Origin of the sequence: Pseudomonas sp. UBA7500 (assembly GCF_002478435.1) — a bacterium.
GTDB lineage: Bacteria > Pseudomonadota > Gammaproteobacteria > Pseudomonadales > Pseudomonadaceae > Aquipseudomonas > Aquipseudomonas palmensis.
The window spans coordinates 40,346-57,971 of the sequence record NZ_DLNW01000001.1; the positions used below are offsets into that span (position 1 = coordinate 40,346).

The following is a 17,626-nucleotide window of genomic DNA, read 5'->3' on the forward strand; positions in this document are numbered from 1 at the left end:
GGCGGCGGGCGCCCGTGCAGCAATGCGGATCAGCGTGGTGTGAGCAGGCGGTCGGCGATCATTTCGCCGATCGGGATGGCCGAGGTGGCTGCCGGCGACGGTGCGTTGCACACGTGGACCATGCGCGGGGTCTCGGCGAACAGGAAGTCGTGCACCAGAGTGCCGTCACGCATCACTGCCTGGGCGCGGATGCCCGCCTCGTAGGGCAGCAGGTCGTCGACCTCGAGCGAAGGGCAGTATTTGCGGCACTGTTCCAGGTAGCCGCGCTTGAACAGGGAGTTCTTCATCTCGGTGGTGCCCGAGCCGAGGTTGTTCCACAGGGTTTTCCAGAAGCCGGGGAAGCTGGCGTACTGCGCCACGTCGCGCCAGTTGATCGAGAACTTGCCGTAGTTCTCGCGGCCCAGGCCCAGCACCGCATTCGGCCCGACAGTGACGCTGCCGTCGATCATGCGGGTGAGGTGCACGCCCAGAAACGGCAGCTCCGGGTCGGGGATCGGGTAGATCAGGTGATTGACGATCTGGTTCTTGGTGGCTGGCAGGCGGAAGTATTCGCCGCGAAACGGGATGATCTGGTGGTCGATCCTGACCCCGGCCAGCGCCGCCAGGCGGTCCGACTGCAGGCCGGCGCAGGCGACCAGCTGCCTGGCGCGCCATACGCGGTCTTCGCTGCTGATGGTGACGCTGTCGCCGCTTTCGGCGATCGCCGCCACGCGGGTGTCCAGGCAGATCTCGCCGCCGGCGGCCTGGATGACCTTGGCCATGGCCTGGCACACCTGCTTGTAGTCGACGATGCCGGTGGCATCGAGGAACAGCCCGCCCAGGCCGACGATGTTCGGCTCACGACGGCGCAGTTCGGCGGCATCCAGGCGCTCGACCTTCAGCCCGTTCTGTTGCGAGCGCTCGTACAGCGCCTGCATGCGTTGCACCTCGAGCTGGTTGGACGCCACCAGCAGCTTGCCGCACACCTCGTACTTGATGGCGTGGGTGTCGCAGAAGTCCTTGGTGGCCTGGGCGCCGCGCTTGCACAGGTCGGCCTTGAGGCTGCCGGGTGCGTAGTAGATGCCGGCGTGGATGACCCCGCTGTTATGGCCGGTCTGGTGCCGGGCCAGTGTGGTTTCCTTCTCCAGGATGACCAGCGAGGCGCCAGGCTGGCGCTTGAGCAGCGCCATGGCGGTGGCGAGGCCGACGATGCCGCCGCCGATGATGCAGTAGTCGTAAATCATGCAGGGGTCACCTTGGTATTCTTATCAGGTTATCAGGTTGTCAGACTAAGTAGTGCGAAGAAAAGGGCGCTGATCCGCAGCGCCCGTCACGTGTTGTTCATTCCATGGCTGGCAGGTCCAGCTTCAGGCGCTTGGCCGAGGCCCGCAGGTGCGCTTCGGCGCAGGCCGCGGCGCGCTGGCGGTCACCGTCGGCAATCGCCTGGTACAGCGCCTGGTGTTCGCGATTGGCGTCGGCCGAGCCGCCTACCGAATGCGCCGCCGAGTTCTCCCACGCGGTCTTGCGCGCGGCAGCCAGCTGGCCGCGCAGAAAGTCATGGAAGGCGACGAAGTAGTCGTTCTTGCTGGCTTCGGCAATTGCGCGGTGAAACTCCACGTCGGCAGCCGCGGCCACGTCGAACTGGCTGCGCTTGTCGATCATTTCCTGCAGGGCCTTGGCCATGCGCGCCAGGTCTGCCTGGTCGCGGCGCTGGGCGGCAATCGAAGCGGCCTGGGTTTCGATCCACAGGCGCACTTCGAACATCTGCACCAGGTCGGCACTGCGCCCGTTGTTGCTGGGGAAGCGGAACACCGTGCCGGTCGGATTCTGCGAAATGTACGAGCCCAGCCCGCGCCGGGCGATCAGTACGCCATCGGCCTTGAGCTGGGAGATCGCCTCGCGCACCACCGAGCGGCTGACATTCAGCTGTTCGGCCAGTTGCTGCTCGGTGGGCAGGCGTGCTTCGGCAGCCAGGCGCCCCGAGTCGATCTCGGTGCGGATGGCGCTGACGACGCGTTCCACCAGGGTGTCGGGGCGTTGAAGCTCGAGCATGAAGGATAAAGCCAGTAGGTCAGGTTGTCAGACAATGCCCGTGCAGCCGCATGTTGTCAAGAATGTGCCTGGGGTTGCAGGCGATAGAACGCCCGTGCGTTACCCCACAGCACGCGCTCGACACTGGCGCTGCCCAACGTGTGGCGGATCAGCTGGATATCGGCCGGGTCGAACGGGCGCGGTGCGCGGGTGGAGGGCAGGTCGCTGCCGAACATCAGGGCGTGGGGGTTGGCGGCATCGATGTCGCGCAGGGCTTTGGCCACGTCGAAATCGACCCGGCCAAAGCCGCAGGCCTTGATGCGCACACCTGCCTCGGCCAGTTGCAGCAGCGCCGGCAGGCCTTCGCGGCGAAGGCCCAGGTGGTCGATGCTCACCGCCGGCAAGCGGCGCAGCAGCGGGGTCAGCTCGCCCAGCTCGCGCGAATCGACGTACAGCTCGACGTGCCAGCCGGCCAGCTCGAACACGCGCAGGGCCATGGCTTCGAGCTGATCGGCCTGCGCCGAGCCGCCGCGTTTGAGGTTGAAGCGCAGCGCACGCACGCCGGCGGCATCCAGCGCGAGCAGCTCGGCATCGCTGATGCCGGCCGGCACCTGGGTCACCCCCACGTAGCCTGGGCCCAGCTGTTTCAAGGCGGCCAGCAGGTAGCCCTGGTCGAAGGCCTGGAACGAGCCCGACACCACCGCGCCGCCGCAGATGCCCAGCGGCGTGACGGCCGCCAGGTAGTCTTCGGTGGTGAAGGCCTCGGGCAGGTAGCCGTTGTTGGGCACCAGCGCGAAGCGCGGGTCGATGATGTGGCAGTGGGCGTCGAAGATCGGCTGGGGCATGGGGGCTCCTTGACGGGGTTACAGCTCGCTGACGTAGGTGCCGGTGCCCTTGAGGATGTTCTGCAGGGTCTGCTCGACTTCGGCGAGGTCGGTGCCGTCGCTGCTGAGGGTGATTTCCAGATGATCGGCGCCGTTGAACACGTCGGCGTCTCCCGGCGCCACTTCGATCAGCAGGCGCCTGGCACTGAGGGTGACCTTGATGCCGTCCAGTGTGCTCGGTTCGTCATCCAGGGTGATGTCCACCGTGTCTTCGTCCGGGTAGCGGGTCATGAGGAACATCTGGCCCTTGTCGCTGTGGCAGCACAGGGTGGCCATGTTGTCTTCTTCATCATCGCAGGGGGTGGCGAAGAGCAGGGGGGTGGTCAGTTGCATGGACGGCTCGGTGGTCAAGAAGTGAAACGCGAGTGTGCCAGTCTTCGGTCAATGGATAAATCGCCGCCTGCCGCTGATTGACCGAATATGTCGCAGCATCGCAAGCAGGGGTGACCGGCCAGTCGTTAAGCTGCCCTGTCGATGGACAACCCGACGACACCCAGCGTGTGGTTGGCTATGGTTGATCCGAGCATGACGGCATGTGCGCGACGCTTCACTCAATAACAAGCCCAAGCGGAGTACCACAGATGGCGTTTTTCACCGCAGCCAGCAAAGCCGACTTCCAGCATCAACTGCAGGCGGCCCTGGCGCAGCACATCGGGGAACAGGCACTGCCACAAGTGGCGCTGTTTGCCGAGCAGTTCTTTGGCATCATCTCTCTTGACGAATTGACCCAGCGTCGCCTCTCCGACCTGGCCGGCTGCACCCTCTCGGCCTGGCGCATCATCGAACGCTTCGACCACACCGAACCCCAGGTTCGGGTCTACAACCCCGATTACGAACGCCACGGCTGGCAGTCCACCCACACGGCCGTGGAAGTGCTGCACCATGACCTGCCGTTTCTGGTCGACTCGGTGCGTACCGAGCTCAACCGCCGCGGCTACAGCATCCATACCCTGCAGACCACCGTGCTCAGCGTGCGTCGCGGGGCCAAGGGCGAGCTGCTGGAGATTCTGCCCAAGGGCACCCAGGGTGAGGGCATCCTGCAGGAATCGCTGATGTACCTGGAGATCGACCGCTGCGCCAATGCCGCCGAGCTCAACCTGCTGGCCCGCGAGTTGGAGCAGGTGCTGGCCGAAGTGCGCGTGGTGGTGGCCGATTTCGAGCCGATGAAGGCCAAGGTGCGCGAGCTGCTCGAGCTGATCGACCACACGGCCTACGCCCCGGCCGCTGCCGAGAAGGACGAGGTCAAGAGCTTCCTGCAATGGCTGGTGAGCAACCATTTCACCTTCCTGGGCTACGAAGAGTTCGTGGTCAAGGCCGACGCCCAGGGCGGCCAGCTGGAGTATGACGAGCAGTCCTTCCTCGGCCTGACCCGCCGCCTGCGCAGCGGCCTCAGCGCCGACGACCTGCGCATCGAAGACTACGCCGTCAATTACCTCAACGAGCCGCTGCTGCTGTCGTTCGCCAAGGCCGCGCACCCCAGCCGCGTGCACCGCCCGGCCTACCCGGACTACGTGTCGATCCGCCAGCTGGACGCCGACGGCAAGGTGATCAAGGAATGCCGCTTCATGGGCCTGTACACCTCGTCGGTGTATGGCGAAAGTGTGCGGGTGATCCCGTACATTCGCGGCAAGGTCGCCGAAGTGGAGCGCCGTTCGGGCTTCGACGCCAAGGCCCACCTGGGCAAGGAGCTGGCCCAGGTACTTGAGGTGCTGCCGCGCGACGACCTGTTCCAGACCCCGGTGGACGAGCTGTTCAGCACCGTGATGTCGATCGTGCAGATCCAGGAGCGCAACAAGATTCGCGTGTTCCTGCGCAAGGACCCCTACGGGCGCTTCTGCTACTGCCTGGCCTATGTGCCGCGCGACATCTATTCCACCGAGGTGCGCCAGAAGATCCAGCAGGTGCTGATGGAGCGCCTGAAGGCCAGCGACTGCGAGTTCTGGACCTTCTTCTCCGAGTCGGTGCTGGCCCGCGTGCAACTGATTCTGCGGGTCGACCCGAAAAACCGCATCGACATCGACCCCCAGCAGCTGGAAAACGAAGTGGTGCAGGCCTGCCGTTCGTGGCAGGACGACTATGCCAGCCTGACCGTCGAGAGCTTCGGCGAGGCCCAGGGCACCAATGTGCTGGCCGACTTCCCCAAAGGCTTCCCGGCCGGCTACCGCGAGCGCTTTGCCGCGCATTCGGCGGTGGTGGACATGCAGCACCTGCTGACCCTGTCCGACAGCAAGCCGCTGGTGATGAGCTTCTACCAGCCGCTGACCCAGGCCGGCAAACAGCAGCTGCACTGCAAGCTGTACCACGCCGACACCCCGCTGGCGCTGTCGGACGTGCTGCCGATCCTGGAAAACCTGGGCCTGCGCGTACTGGGCGAGTTCCCGTACCGTCTTCGCCACAGCAATGGCCGCGAGTTCTGGATTCATGACTTTGCCTTCACCTACAGCGAAGGCCTGAACCTGGATATCCAGCAGCTCAACGACACCCTGCAGGACGCCTTCGTGCACATCGTCAACGGCGACGCCGAAAACGATGCGTTCAACCGTCTGGTGCTGACTGCCGGCCTGCCGTGGCGCGACGTGGCGCTGCTGCGCGCCTATGCCCGCTACCTCAAGCAGATTCGCCTGGGCTTCGACCTGGGCTACATCGCCAGCACCCTGAACAACCATACCGACATCGCCCGCGAGCTGACCCGGCTGTTCAAGACCCGCTTCTACCTGGCGCGCAAGCTGGCCGGGGATGACCTGGACGACAAGCAGCAACGCCTGGAACAGGCGATCCTGACCGCGCTGGACGACGTGCAGGTGCTCAACGAAGACCGCATCCTGCGTCGCTACCTGGACCTGATCAAGGCCACCCTGCGCACCAACTTCTACCAGACCGACGCCAATGGCCAGGCCAAGTCGTACTTCAGCTTCAAGTTCAACCCAAGGCTGATTCCCGAGCTGCCCAAGCCGGTGCCCAAGTTCGAGATCTTCGTGTATTCGCCGCGGGTCGAGGGCGTGCACCTGCGCTTTGGCAACGTGGCACGCGGCGGGCTGCGCTGGTCGGACCGCGAAGAGGACTTCCGTACCGAAGTGCTGGGCCTGGTGAAGGCGCAGCAGGTGAAGAACTCGGTGATCGTGCCGGTGGGCGCCAAGGGTGGCTTCCTGCCGCGCCGCCTGCCGCTGGGCGGCAGCCGCGACGATATCCAGGCCGAAGGCATCGCCTGCTACCGCATCTTCATTTCCGGCCTGCTGGACATTACCGACAACCTCAAGGACGGCGTGCTGGTGCCGCCGGTCAACGTGGTGCGTCACGACGATGACGACCCGTACCTGGTGGTGGCGGCCGACAAGGGCACCGCGACCTTCTCGGACATCGCCAACGGCATCGCCATCGACTACGGCTTCTGGCTGGGCGACGCCTTTGCCTCGGGCGGTTCGGCCGGCTACGACCACAAGAAGATGGGGATTACCGCCCGTGGTGCGTGGGTTGGCGTGCAGCGCCATTTCCGCGAGCGTGGCATCAACGTGCAGCAGGACCCGATCACCGTGGTCGGTGTGGGCGACATGGCCGGCGACGTGTTCGGCAACGGCCTGCTGATGTCAGACAAGCTGCAACTGGTGGCCGCCTTCAACCACCTGCATATCTTCATCGACCCGAACCCGGAGCCTGCCAGCAGCTTTGCCGAGCGCAAGCGCCTGTTCGACCTGCCGCGGTCGGCCTGGAGCGACTACGACACCAGCATCATGTCCGAAGGTGGCGGGATCTTCTCGCGCAGTGCCAAGAGCATCGCCATCAGCCCGCAGATGAAGGAACGCTTTGCCATCGAGGCCGACAAGCTGACCCCGACCGAGCTGCTCAATGCGCTGCTCAAGGCGCCGGTCGACCTGCTGTGGAACGGCGGTATCGGCACCTACGTCAAGTCCAGCGAAGAGAGCCACGCCGATGTGGGCGACAAGGCCAACGACGCGTTGCGCGTGGACGGCAACGAGCTGCGCTGCAAGGTGGTGGGCGAGGGCGGCAACCTGGGCATGACCCAGCTGGGTCGGGTCGAGTTCGGCCTCAACGGCGGCGCGACCAACACCGACTTCATCGACAACGCCGGTGGCGTGGACTGCTCCGACCACGAGGTCAACATCAAGATCCTGCTCAACGAGGTGGTGCAGGCCGGTGACATGACCGAGAAGCAGCGCAACCAGTTGCTGGGCAGCATGACCGACGAAGTGTCTGCGCTGGTGCTGGGCAACAACTACAAGCAGACCCAGGCACTGTCGCTGGCGGCGCGCCGGGCGCGTGAGCGGATTTCCGAGTACAAGCGCCTGATGGCCGACCTGGAAAGTCGCGGCAAGCTGGACCGGGCCATCGAGTTCCTGCCTACCGAAGAGCAACTGGCCGAGCGCATTGCGGCCAACCAGGGCCTGACCCGGGCCGAGCTGTCGGTGCTGATCTCGTACAGCAAGATCGACCTCAAGGAAGCCCTGCTGCAGTCGCTGGTGCCGGATGACGACTACCTGACCCGCGACATGGAGACGGCCTTCCCGCCGTCGCTGGTGAACAAGTTCGCCGAGGCCATGCGTCGCCATCGCCTCAAGCGCGAGATCGTCAGCACCCAGATCGCCAACGACCTGGTCAACAACATGGGCATCACCTTCGTGCAGCGGCTCAAGGAGTCCACGGGCATGAGCCCGGCGAACGTTGCCGGTGCCTACGTGATCGTGCGCGACATCTTCCACCTGCCGCACTGGTTCCGCCAGATCGAGGCACTGGACTACCTGGTGCCCGCCGAAGTGCAGCTGACGCTGATGGACGAGCTGATGCGCCTGGGCCGCCGGGCCACCCGCTGGTTCCTGCGCAGCCGTCGCAACGAGCAGGATGCCGGGCGTGACGTGGCCCACTTCGGGCCCAAGATCGCGGCGCTGGGGCTCAAGCTGGACGAACTGCTGGAGGGGCCGACCCGCGAGCGCTGGATGACCCGCTACCAGGGCTTCGTCGAAGCCGGCGTGCCGGAGCTGCTGGCGCGCATGGTGGCTGGCACTACGCACCTGTACACCCTGTTGCCGATCATCGAGGCTTCCGATGTAACCGGCCAGGACCCGGCCGAGGTGGCCAAGGCGTTCTTCGCCGTGGGCAGCGCGCTGGACCTGACCTGGTACCTGCAGGAAATCAGCAATCTGCCGGTGGAGAACAACTGGCAGGCACTGGCACGTGAAGCGTTTCGCGATGACATCGACCTGCAGCAGCGCGCCATCACCATCTCCGTGTTGCAGATGGTCGATGCGCCTGCCGACATGGATGCGCGGGTAGCCTTGTGGCTGGCGCAGCATGCGGTGATGGTGGAGCGCTGGCGCGCGATGCTCGATGAGCTGCGTGCGGCCACCGGCACCGATTACGCCATGTACGCGGTGGCCAACCGCGAGCTGGTTGACCTGGCGCTGAGCGGGCAGTCGGCAGCGGTGCCGTCGTGATTGTGTAGCAGATAAAAAGAAGCCCCGGCCTGTGCCGGGGCTTTCTTTTGGCGGGGTGGGCCGTTGCGCCGGCAAGGCCGGCCGGGCGGCTTACTTGAAGCGCCGCTCCACGCCTTTCTCCACCAGGATCTTGGCGGATATCTCTTCCACCGAAAAATGCGTGGAGTTGATGTTGGGAATGTTCTCGCGCCGGAACAGGTTCTCCACCTCGCGCACCTCGAACTCGCACTGGGCAAAGCTGGCGTAGCGGCTGTTGGGCTTGCGCTCGTGGCGAATGGCAGTGAGGCGGTCGGGGTCGATGGTCAGGCCGAACAGCTTGTGCTGGTGGTTCTTCAAGGCCGGTGGCAGCTGCAGGCGCTCCATGTCGTCTTCGGTCAGCGGGTAGTTGGCTGCGCGAATGCCGAACTGCATGGCCATGTACAGGCAGGTGGGGGTCTTGCCGCAGCGCGATACGCCCACCAGGATCAGGTCGGCCTTGTCGTAGTAGTGGGTGCGCGCACCGTCGTCGTTGTCCAGGGCGAAGTTCACCGCCTCGATGCGCTCCATGTAGTTGGAGTTGCCGCCGATCGAGTGCGATTTGCCCACCGAATACGACGAATGGGCGGTCAGCTCCTGTTCCAGCGGCGCCAGGAAGGTCGAGAAGATGTCGATCATGAAGCCGTTGGAGGTAGCCAGGATCTCGCGGATATCCTGGTTGACGATGGTGTCGAAGATGATCGGGCGCACGCCGTCGCGTTCTGCGGCGGTATTGATTTGCTGTACCATGGTGCGCGCTTTGTCCACGGTGTCGATGTACGGTCGCGTGAACTTGTTGAACCCGATGCTCTCGAATTGTGCCAACAAGCTTTGTCCCAGCGTTTCGGCAGTGATGCCGGTGCCGTCGGAAATAAAGAAAGCAGATCGTTTCATTTGCGCCTTGGGCCTTAAGCTGGTGACGATTCTTGGATATGATACGTTCGGTTTGCCGAACATCCCTGGTCGGCATTCTCACTTATTTTCCAGGTCCAGGCCACAAACGCCCGGTACGGTCACAGCGAACTGACCGGCGTCATGAGCTTTTCCAACACAGTTAGTGGAGAGATCACCTTGGTAGAGTACGTAGTTTCCCTCGATAAGCTCGGCGTCCATGATGTAGAGCATGTGGGGGGCAAGAACGCATCCCTCGGAGAGATGATCAGTAATCTCGCGGGCGCCGGTGTATCGGTCCCCGGCGGCTTTGCCACTACGGCTCAGGCGTACCGTGACTTTCTCGAGCAGAGCGGCCTGAACGCCCAGATCCATGCCGCCCTCGACGCGCTGGATGTGGATGACGTCAATGCCCTGGCCCGCACCGGCGCACAGATCCGCCAGTGGATCATGGAAGCCGAATTCCCCGAGCGGCTGAACACCGAAATCCGTACCGCCTTCGCCGAAATGTCCCAGGGCAACCCGAACATGGCTGTCGCCGTGCGTTCCTCGGCCACTGCCGAAGACCTGCCGGACGCCTCGTTTGCCGGGCAGCAGGAAACCTTCCTGAACATCCGCGGCGTGGACAACGTGATCCGCGCGGCCAAGGAAGTGTTCGCCTCGCTGTTCAACGACCGCGCCATTTCCTACCGCGTGCACCAGGGCTTCGACCACAAGCTGGTGGCCCTGTCGGCCGGCGTGCAGCGCATGGTGCGTTCAGAAACCGGCACCGCCGGCGTGATGTTCACCCTGGACACCGAGTCGGGTTTCCGTGACGTGGTGTTCATCACCGGCGCCTACGGCCTGGGCGAAACCGTCGTGCAGGGCGCAGTCAACCCCGACGAATTCTACGTGCACAAGGGCACCCTGCAAGCCGGGCGCCCGGCCATCCTGCGCCGCAACCTGGGCAGCAAGGCCATCAAGATGATCTACGGCGACGAGGCCAAGGCCGGTCGTTCGGTCAAGACCGTCGATGTCGACAAGGCCGACCGCACCCGTTTCTGCCTGAGCGACGAAGAGGTCAGCGAGCTGGCCAAGCAGGCCATGATCATCGAGCAGCACTACAAGTGCCCGATGGACATCGAGTGGGCCAAGGACGGTGACGACGGCAAGCTGTACATCGTGCAGGCGCGCCCTGAAACCGTGAAGAGCCGCGCCCAGGCCAACGTCATGGAGCGCTACCTGCTCAAGGAAACCGGCACCGTGCTGGTGGAAGGCCGTGCCATCGGCCAGCGCATCGGTGCCGGCAAGGTGCGGATCATCAAGGACGTGTCGGAGATGGACAAGGTCCAGCCCGGCGACGTGCTGGTGTCCGACATGACCGACCCGGACTGGGAACCGGTGATGAAGCGCGCCAGCGCCATTGTCACCAACCGTGGCGGGCGTACCTGCCACGCCGCGATCATTGCCCGTGAACTGGGCATTCCGGCGGTGGTCGGGTGCGGCAACGCCACCCAGCTGCTCAAGGATGGCCAGGGCGTGACCGTGTCGTGCGCCGAAGGCGATACCGGCTTCATCTTCGAAGGCGAGCTGGGCTTCGACATTCGCCAGAACTCGGTGGATGCCATGCCCGACCTGCCGTTCAAGATCATGATGAACGTCGGCAACCCGGATCGCGCATTCGATTTTGCCCAGCTGCCCAACGCCGGTGTCGGCCTGGCGCGCCTGGAATTCATCATCAATCGCATGATCGGCGTGCACCCCAAGGCACTGCTCAACTATGCCGGCCTGCCGGCCGAGCTCAAGGAAAGCGTCGACAAGCGCATTGCCGGCTACGGCGATCCGGTCGGTTTCTACGTCGAGAAGCTGGTCGAGGGCATCAGCACCCTGGCCGCAGCGTTCTGGCCGAAGAAGGTCATCGTGCGCCTGTCGGACTTCAAGTCCAACGAGTACGCCAACCTGATCGGCGGCAAGCTGTACGAGCCGGAAGAAGAAAACCCGATGCTGGGCTTCCGTGGCGCCTCGCGCTACATCAGCGAATCGTTCCGTGACTGCTTCGAGCTCGAGTGCCGTGCACTCAAGCGCGTGCGCGACGAAATGGGCCTGACCAACGTCGAGATCATGGTGCCGTTCGTACGGACCCTGGGCGAAGCCAGCCAGGTGGTCGACCTGCTGGCCGAGAACGGCCTGGGCCGTGGCGTCAACGGCCTGCGTGTGATCATGATGTGCGAGCTGCCCTCCAACGCGATCCTGGCCGATGAGTTCCTCGAGTACTTCGACGGGTTCTCCATCGGGTCCAACGACCTGACCCAGCTGACCCTGGGCCTGGACCGCGACTCCGGCATCATTGCGCACCTGTTCGACGAGCGTAACCCTGCGGTCAAGAAGCTGCTGGCCAACGCCATCCAGGCCTGCAACAAGGCCGGCAAGTACATCGGTATCTGCGGCCAGGGCCCGTCCGATCACCCTGACCTGGCCAAGTGGCTGATGGAGCAGGGCATCGAAAGCGTCTCGCTGAACCCTGACTCGGTGCTCGAAACCTGGTTCTTCCTGGCCGAGGGCCAGGCCCAGGCCTGATGCGCTGAAGAGGAGCGGCCGCCAGCCAGGAGGCGTCGGGCGGCCGCTTCAACGGATTTTCAGGGCGTGATCCAGTGATGGGCTCGCCCTTTTTTGTGCAAGTAACCTATGCAAAGCAGCAGTACTCTTTTTCCCGTTGCCCTGCTCAGTGCCGAGCGGCGCGGCGACCTCAGCGAAGACGTGTATCGGCTCAAGGCCGGCAACAGCCCCGACCGTACGGTCGAGCTGGCGCTGACACGCCTTGGCATGGCCGACCAGAGCGAGGTGCGCGGTGCCCCGGTCATCCTGTTGCATGGCAGCTTTTCCAACCGGCGCTTCTGGTTCTCGCCGCGCGGTATCGGCCTTGGCGCGACCCTGGCACGCGCCGGCTTCGACGTGTGGATACCGGAAATGCGCGGCCATGGGCTGTCGCCCCGCAACCGCGACTACCGCCACAACCGTGTGGCGGACTATGCCCGTTACGATCTGCCGGCAATTGCCGCGTTCGTGTGCGAGGTGAGCGGGCGCACCCCGCACTGGCTTGGCCACTCGCTGGGCGGTACCACGCTGGCGGCAGCACTGGGCGGGGCGTACCTGGCCCAGGAGCAGGTCGCCAGTGCGGCCTTTTTCGGCACCCAGGTCAGCCGAACCTACTGGCCATTGAAAATCCCACCGGTGGAGTGGGGCGGGCGCCTGCTGCTCAAGCGCTTTGCACACCTGTCAGGTTCGCGGCTCAAGCGCGGGCCCGAAGATGAGCCCATCGGCCTGGCGCTGGAAAGCATGCGCTGGTTCGGCCTGTTCGGACGCTTTGGCGACAAGCAGAGCGACTGGTGGGCCGGGCTTGCCGAGGTGCGCGTGCCGGTGCTGGCGGTGGCTGGGGCCGGAGATCACCAGGACCCTGTGTGGGCCTGTCGCAAGTTGTTCGAGCAAATAGGCAGCGAGCACAAGCGTTTCGTGCGGCTGGGGCGCGAGGAAGGCTTCGACAATTTCGGTCATGTCGATATGCTGGTCAGCAAACCGGCCCAGGCCCAGGTGTGGCCGCTGGTGGAGCGCTGGCTGAGCGACCCGCAGGCCATGCTGGCCCCGGCCGAGACAGGTGACCCGCAGCCCGTCGGCGTGTAGCCTTGGTTAAACGCCGGTGCGCCGGCTTCGTCTTTTCAGTGAACGTGTGAAATCCGCTTTCCATTCAATTGGCCATCGACAGGAGTTTCCCATGCATTACCTTACCCCCGACTTGTGTGACGCCTACCCGGACCTGGTGCAGGTGCTGGAGCCGATGTTCAGCAACTTCGGCGGCCGCGATTCGTTCGGCGGTCAGATCGTCACCGTCAAGTGCTTCGAGGACAACTCGCTGGTAAAGGCGCAAGCCGACCTGGATGGCAAGGGCAAGGTGCTGGTGGTCGACGGCGGCGGTTCGCTGCGCCGGGCGCTGCTGGGTGACATGATTGCCGAGAAGGCCGCCAAGAATGGCTGGGAAGGGCTGGTGATCTACGGTTGCGTGCGTGACGTGGATGCGCTGGCGCAAACCAATCTGGGTGTGCAGGCGCTGGCCAGCCACCCGATGAAGACCGACAAGCGCGGCATTGGTGACCTGAATGTGGTGGTCACGTTCGCTGGTGTGACCTTCCGGCCGGGGGAGTACGTGTACGCTGACAACAACGGTGTCATCGTGTCGCCCAGCCCGTTGAAGATGCCCGAGTAATTTTCGCTGACGGTGCGTGGGGTAGGGATGTTCGAGGAAGAAAACGCGCAGTGGGGGCTGGTGCATGCCCTGGTACTCGATGGCAAGGGCGGTGCGCGTTCGATCGCTCGAACCGAACTGGACGATCTGCAGTTGCAGCCGGAGCAGAGCCTGTGGCTGCACTGGGATCGCAGCCACCCGCAAACCCAGACCTGGCTGCGCCATGACAGCGGCCTGAGCCCCTTCGCCTGTGACCTGCTGCTGGAGGAAAACACCCGGCCGCGCCTGGTGCCTTTACCGGATGCGCAGATGTTGCTGTTTCTGCGCGGGGTCAACCTCAACCCGGGCGCCGAACCCGAAGACATGGTGTCGGTGCGCATCTTCGCCCAGGCGCAGCGGGTGATTTCGCTGCGCCTGCGGCCGCTGCGCGCCACCGACGAGCTGCTTCAGCAACTGGACGAGGGGCGTGGCCCGACCACGGCCTCCGAGCTGTTGCTGAGCCTGGCCCAGTTGCTGACCGAAAAGGTCCAGGCGCTTGTGTCGGACCTGTCCGAAGTGGTGGATGAAGAGGAAGAAAAACTCGAATCCGACGAACGGTATACGCCTGAGCACGGCAGCCTGCAGCAGATGCGGCGGCGCGCCGCCGGCCTGCGTCGGTTCCTGGCGCCGCAGCGGGAAATCTATGCGCAGCTGGCGCGCAACAAATGGCCATGGTTCGCGCCGGACGATGCCGACTACTGGAACGAGCTCAACAACAGCCTGATCCGCTACCTCGAAGAGCTGGAACTGACCCGCGAGCGCGTGGCGCTGGTGCTTGAAAGCGAGGACCGGCGCCTGAGCGAACGCATGAACAAGACCATGTACCGCTTCGGAATCATCACCTGTATCTTCCTGCCCATGAGCTTTCTGACCGGCTTGCTGGGCATCAACGTGGGGGGCATTCCGGGTTCGGAAAACCCCTACGGCTTCCTTTATGCCAGCTTGCTGGTGCTCGTGCTGGCCCTGGGCCAATGGTGGCTGTTTCGCCGTCTTCGCTGGGTATAGGGGCACTTTCTTGAAATTTCCTACAACATTTGCGCAGATTGTTCATGTGACCCGCCCTATGAGCGTCTCGTCTTTGACAGACATTGCGCGAGGTGCCCATGCACGATCCGTTTGAAGAATCCCTGCGGGACCTGCTCAAGGCCTCGCCGTCCGGCAAAGACCGCGACGACGACGCCTGCCTGGGCCGGGTCCTCAAGACCGCCAACCGTCAGGTAGGCGCGGGCGATCTGTTCAGCCTGCTCGGCCGTTGGAGCCAGGCGCTGATGATCGCAGTGAACAATGGCTCGGCGCATGTCGCGCCGGTGCGTCGTAACGCTTCTGCCCGTAAAGCTGATAAGGCTGATTGATTATGGAACTTGATCTCTGGACCCAGAGCCTGGTGGCGGCGATGACCGCCTTGTGGACCAAAGTCGCCAACTTCATTCCCAACCTGTTTGGGGCGCTGGTGGTGGTGCTGCTGGGCTTTGTGGTTGCCAAGCTGCTCGATACCCTGTTGTCCAAGCTGCTGGCCAAGCTTGGCCTGGATCGCCTGATGGGCGGCACCGGCCTGACCAAGATGCTCAGCCGGGTGGGCATCCAGGTGCCGATCTCGACGCTGATCGGCAAGATCGTCTACTGGTTCGTGCTGTTGATCTTCCTGGTTTCGGCCGCCGAATCCCTGGGGCTTGAACGTGTTTCGGCGACCCTGGACATGCTGGCGCTGTACCTGCCCAAGGTGTTTGGCGGTGCGCTGGTGCTGCTGGCCGGTGTGCTGCTGGCCCAGATCGTCAACGGCCTGGTGCGCGGTGCCGCCGAGGGCATCGGCCTGGAATACGCCGCAGGGGTCGGGCGTATCGCCCAGGGCCTGGTCATCATCATCAGCATTTCGGTGGCCATCAGCCAGTTGGAGGTCAAGACCGACCTGCTCAACCACGTGATTGTCATCGGGTTGATTACCGTTGGTCTGGCAGTTGCGCTGGCCATGGGCCTGGGCAGCCGTGAAATCGCCGGGCAGATCCTGGCTGGAATTTACGTACGTGAGCTCTATCAGGTCGGCCAGCAGGTCCAGATTGGCGAGGTCGAGGGGCAGATCGAAGAGATCGGCACGGTCAAGACGACCGTGCTCACCGACGAGGGTGAACTGGTATCGCTGTCGAACCGGATCCTCCTGGAGCAGCGGGTCAGTAGCCGCTAACCGGGCAAATCCTGCTAATGTATGCCGCCGCAAAATCGCCCAGGTAGGGCGAGCGGCGACAATGACCTGACTGTCGGCCAGATTTGTTTTGAATAAAGTTCACTCGCTGCCCATGCGTTACGACCCCCGCGAGCTCACTGATGAGGAGTTGGTGGCGCGTTCGCATGAGGAGCTTTTTCATGTTACTCGCGCCTATGAAGAGCTCATGCGGCGCTACCAGCGGACCCTTTTTAACGTGTGTGCACGTTATCTGGGGAACGATCGGGATGCTGACGATGTCTGTCAGGAGGTGATGTTGAAGGTGCTGTACGGCCTGAAGAATTTCGAAGGCAAGTCGAAATTCAAGACCTGGCTCTACAGCATCACCTACAACGAATGCATCACCCAGTACCGCAAGGAGCGGCGCAAACGTCGTTTGATGGATGCGCTAAGTCTCGATCCGCTCGAGGAGGCCTCTGAAGAGAAGGCCCCCAAACCGGAAGAGAAAGGCGGGCTGGATAAATGGCTGGTTCATGTGAACCCGATCGACCGCGAAATCCTGGTGCTACGATTTGTCGCAGAGCTGGAGTTCCAGGAGATCGCCGACATCATGCACATGGGCCTGAGCGCCACGAAAATGCGCTACAAGCGTGCGCTCGACAAGCTACGCGAGAAATTTGCGGGCCTCACCGAAACTTAGTGAGTCGCAAATATCTCTAACGTATCGACAAGGTCTGCTAAACTTGTCGACGAGTTGTCCCCCGGGTTTGGTGGGACTACTTAACAATCACCAGATGGGGATTTAACGGATGAAATTGAAAAACACCTTGGGCTTGGCCATTGGTTCTTTTGTTGCCGCAACTTCCTTCGGCGCTCTGGCACAAGGCCAAGGCGCAGTCGAAATTGAAGGCAACGTCACCAAGCAGTACTACGACAGCGAGCGTAACTTCAAGAACGACGGCACCAATCCTGGTGTTCGCCTCGGTTACTTCCTGACCGACGACGTGTCCTTGGACCTGGGCTACAACGAGACTCACAACGCTCGTGGCGACGTGTTCAACAAGGACATCAAAGGTTCCAAGGCCAAGCTGGACGCCACCTACCACCTGGGTACCGTTGGTGACGCAATCCGTCCTTACGTATCGGCTGGTTTCGCTCACGAGAGCCTGGGCCAAGCTACCCGTAACGGTCGCGATCACTCCACCTTCGCCAACCTGGGCGCTGGCGCCAAGTGGTACATCACCGACAACCTGTTCGCCCGTGCTGGCGTTGAAGCGATGTACAACATCGACAACGGCAACACCGAGTGGGGCCCATCCCTGGGTCTGGGTCTGAACTTCGGTGGTAGCGGTGGCAAGGTTGCACCGACTCCTGCGCCAGCTCCAGTAGCTGAAGTCTGCTCCGACAGCGACAACGATGGCGTGTGCGACAACGTCGACAAGTGCCCTGACACCCCAGCCAACGTTACCGTTGACGCTGATGGCTGCCCGGCTGTTGCTGAAGTCGTTCGTGTAGAGCTGGACGTCAAGTTCGACTTCGACAAGTCGGTCGTCAAGCCAAACAGCTACGGCGACATCAAGAACCTGGCTGACTTCATGAAGCAGTACCCATCCACCACCACCACTGTTGAAGGTCACACTGACTCCGTCGGTCCTGACGCTTACAACCAGAAGCTGTCCGAGCGTCGTGCAAACGCCGTGAAGCAGGTTCTGACCAACCAGTACGGTGTTGAGTCGAACCGCGTTGAATCGGTTGGCTACGGTGAGACCCGTCCGGTAGCTGACAACGCCACCGAAGCTGGTCGCGCTGTCAACCGTCGCGTTGAAGCTCAAGTAGAAGCCCAAGCCAAGTAATTGGTCTGACGCTTGAGAAAAGCCCGGCTCCGGCCGGGCTTTTCTTTGCCTGCGATTTGATCAGGCGGTGGGTGCGAGGCGTACGCGGGCCTGTCTTCGTGGCGGCTGCACCG

14 protein-coding genes are annotated in these 17,626 nt (G+C 63.3%); 9 read left to right on the forward strand and 5 right to left on the reverse strand.

Annotated elements, in window-relative coordinates; genetic code table 11:
• Positions 1-29 precede the first annotated feature (29 nt).
• The 4 genes from lhgO to B4I46_RS00180 form a co-directional block, all read right to left on the reverse strand.
• Positions 30-1,223, reverse strand: a complete 1,194-nt coding sequence (lhgO, locus tag B4I46_RS00165) for an L-2-hydroxyglutarate oxidase (protein WP_286897930.1) — start codon at positions 1,221-1,223, stop codon at positions 30-32.
• 97 nt (positions 1,224-1,320) lie between these two features.
• Positions 1,321-2,031 (reverse strand): FadR/GntR family transcriptional regulator, encoded by a 711-nt coding sequence (locus tag B4I46_RS00170; protein WP_043864619.1) that lies wholly within the window; start codon positions 2,029-2,031, stop codon positions 1,321-1,323.
• Positions 2,032-2,087: 56 nt separating this feature from the next.
• Positions 2,088-2,855: an amidohydrolase family protein gene (locus tag B4I46_RS00175; RefSeq protein ID WP_253086283.1), complete on the reverse strand. Its 768-nt coding sequence runs from the start codon at positions 2,853-2,855 to the stop codon at positions 2,088-2,090.
• 18 nt (positions 2,856-2,873) lie between these two features.
• Complete coding sequence (locus tag B4I46_RS00180) at positions 2,874-3,227, reverse strand: hypothetical protein (RefSeq protein ID WP_043864617.1); 354 nt, start codon at positions 3,225-3,227, stop codon at positions 2,874-2,876.
• 248 nt (positions 3,228-3,475) lie between these two features.
• On the opposite strand from B4I46_RS00180, the gene B4I46_RS00185 reads away from it, so the two are divergent.
• On the forward strand, positions 3,476-8,341 hold the full coding sequence (locus tag B4I46_RS00185; protein ID WP_116055061.1) for an NAD-glutamate dehydrogenase: 4,866 nt from the start codon (positions 3,476-3,478) through the stop codon (positions 8,339-8,341).
• 90 nt (positions 8,342-8,431) lie between these two features.
• On the opposite strand, the gene ppsR is transcribed toward B4I46_RS00185, so the two are convergent.
• The gene (ppsR, locus tag B4I46_RS00190; RefSeq protein ID WP_043864615.1) at positions 8,432-9,250 is read right to left on the reverse strand and encodes a posphoenolpyruvate synthetase regulatory kinase/phosphorylase PpsR; all 819 of its coding nucleotides are present in this window, start codon (positions 9,248-9,250) and stop codon (positions 8,432-8,434) included.
• 177 nt (positions 9,251-9,427) lie between these two features.
• Here ppsR and ppsA point away from each other — a divergent pair, with 177 nt between their 5' ends.
• From ppsA to B4I46_RS00230, 8 genes are all read left to right on the forward strand, one after another.
• Positions 9,428-11,803 carry a phosphoenolpyruvate synthase gene (gene ppsA / locus B4I46_RS00195; protein ID WP_043864614.1) on the forward strand — a complete coding sequence of 792 codons (2,376 nt, stop codon included), beginning with the start codon at positions 9,428-9,430 and terminating at the stop codon, positions 11,801-11,803.
• 108 nt (positions 11,804-11,911) lie between these two features.
• Positions 11,912-12,904 carry an alpha/beta fold hydrolase gene (locus B4I46_RS00200; RefSeq protein WP_043864613.1) on the forward strand — a complete coding sequence of 331 codons (993 nt, stop codon included), beginning with the start codon at positions 11,912-11,914 and terminating at the stop codon, positions 12,902-12,904.
• Positions 12,905-12,995: 91 nt separating this feature from the next.
• Positions 12,996-13,484, forward strand: a complete 489-nt coding sequence (gene rraA / locus B4I46_RS00205; RefSeq protein WP_043864612.1) for a ribonuclease E activity regulator RraA — start codon at positions 12,996-12,998, stop codon at positions 13,482-13,484.
• 27 nt (positions 13,485-13,511) lie between these two features.
• Positions 13,512-14,507, forward strand: coding sequence for a zinc transporter ZntB (locus B4I46_RS00210; RefSeq protein WP_043864611.1), 996 nt, complete (start codon positions 13,512-13,514; stop codon positions 14,505-14,507).
• A 98-nt stretch (positions 14,508-14,605) separates the two neighbouring features.
• A complete protein-coding gene (locus B4I46_RS00215; protein WP_043864610.1) occupies positions 14,606-14,854 on the forward strand; it encodes a hypothetical protein in 249 nt (82 codons plus the stop codon).
• Between the two features lie 2 nt (positions 14,855-14,856).
• Positions 14,857-15,681: a mechanosensitive ion channel family protein gene (locus B4I46_RS00220; protein WP_043864609.1), complete on the forward strand. Its 825-nt coding sequence runs from the start codon at positions 14,857-14,859 to the stop codon at positions 15,679-15,681.
• A 112-nt stretch (positions 15,682-15,793) separates the two neighbouring features.
• On the forward strand, positions 15,794-16,360 hold the full coding sequence (sigX, locus tag B4I46_RS00225; RefSeq protein ID WP_010223317.1) for an RNA polymerase sigma factor SigX: 567 nt from the start codon (positions 15,794-15,796) through the stop codon (positions 16,358-16,360).
• Between the two features lie 109 nt (positions 16,361-16,469).
• A complete protein-coding gene (locus B4I46_RS00230) occupies positions 16,470-17,513 on the forward strand; it encodes an OmpA family protein (protein ID WP_043864608.1) in 1,044 nt (347 codons plus the stop codon).
• Positions 17,514-17,626 lie beyond the last annotated feature (113 nt).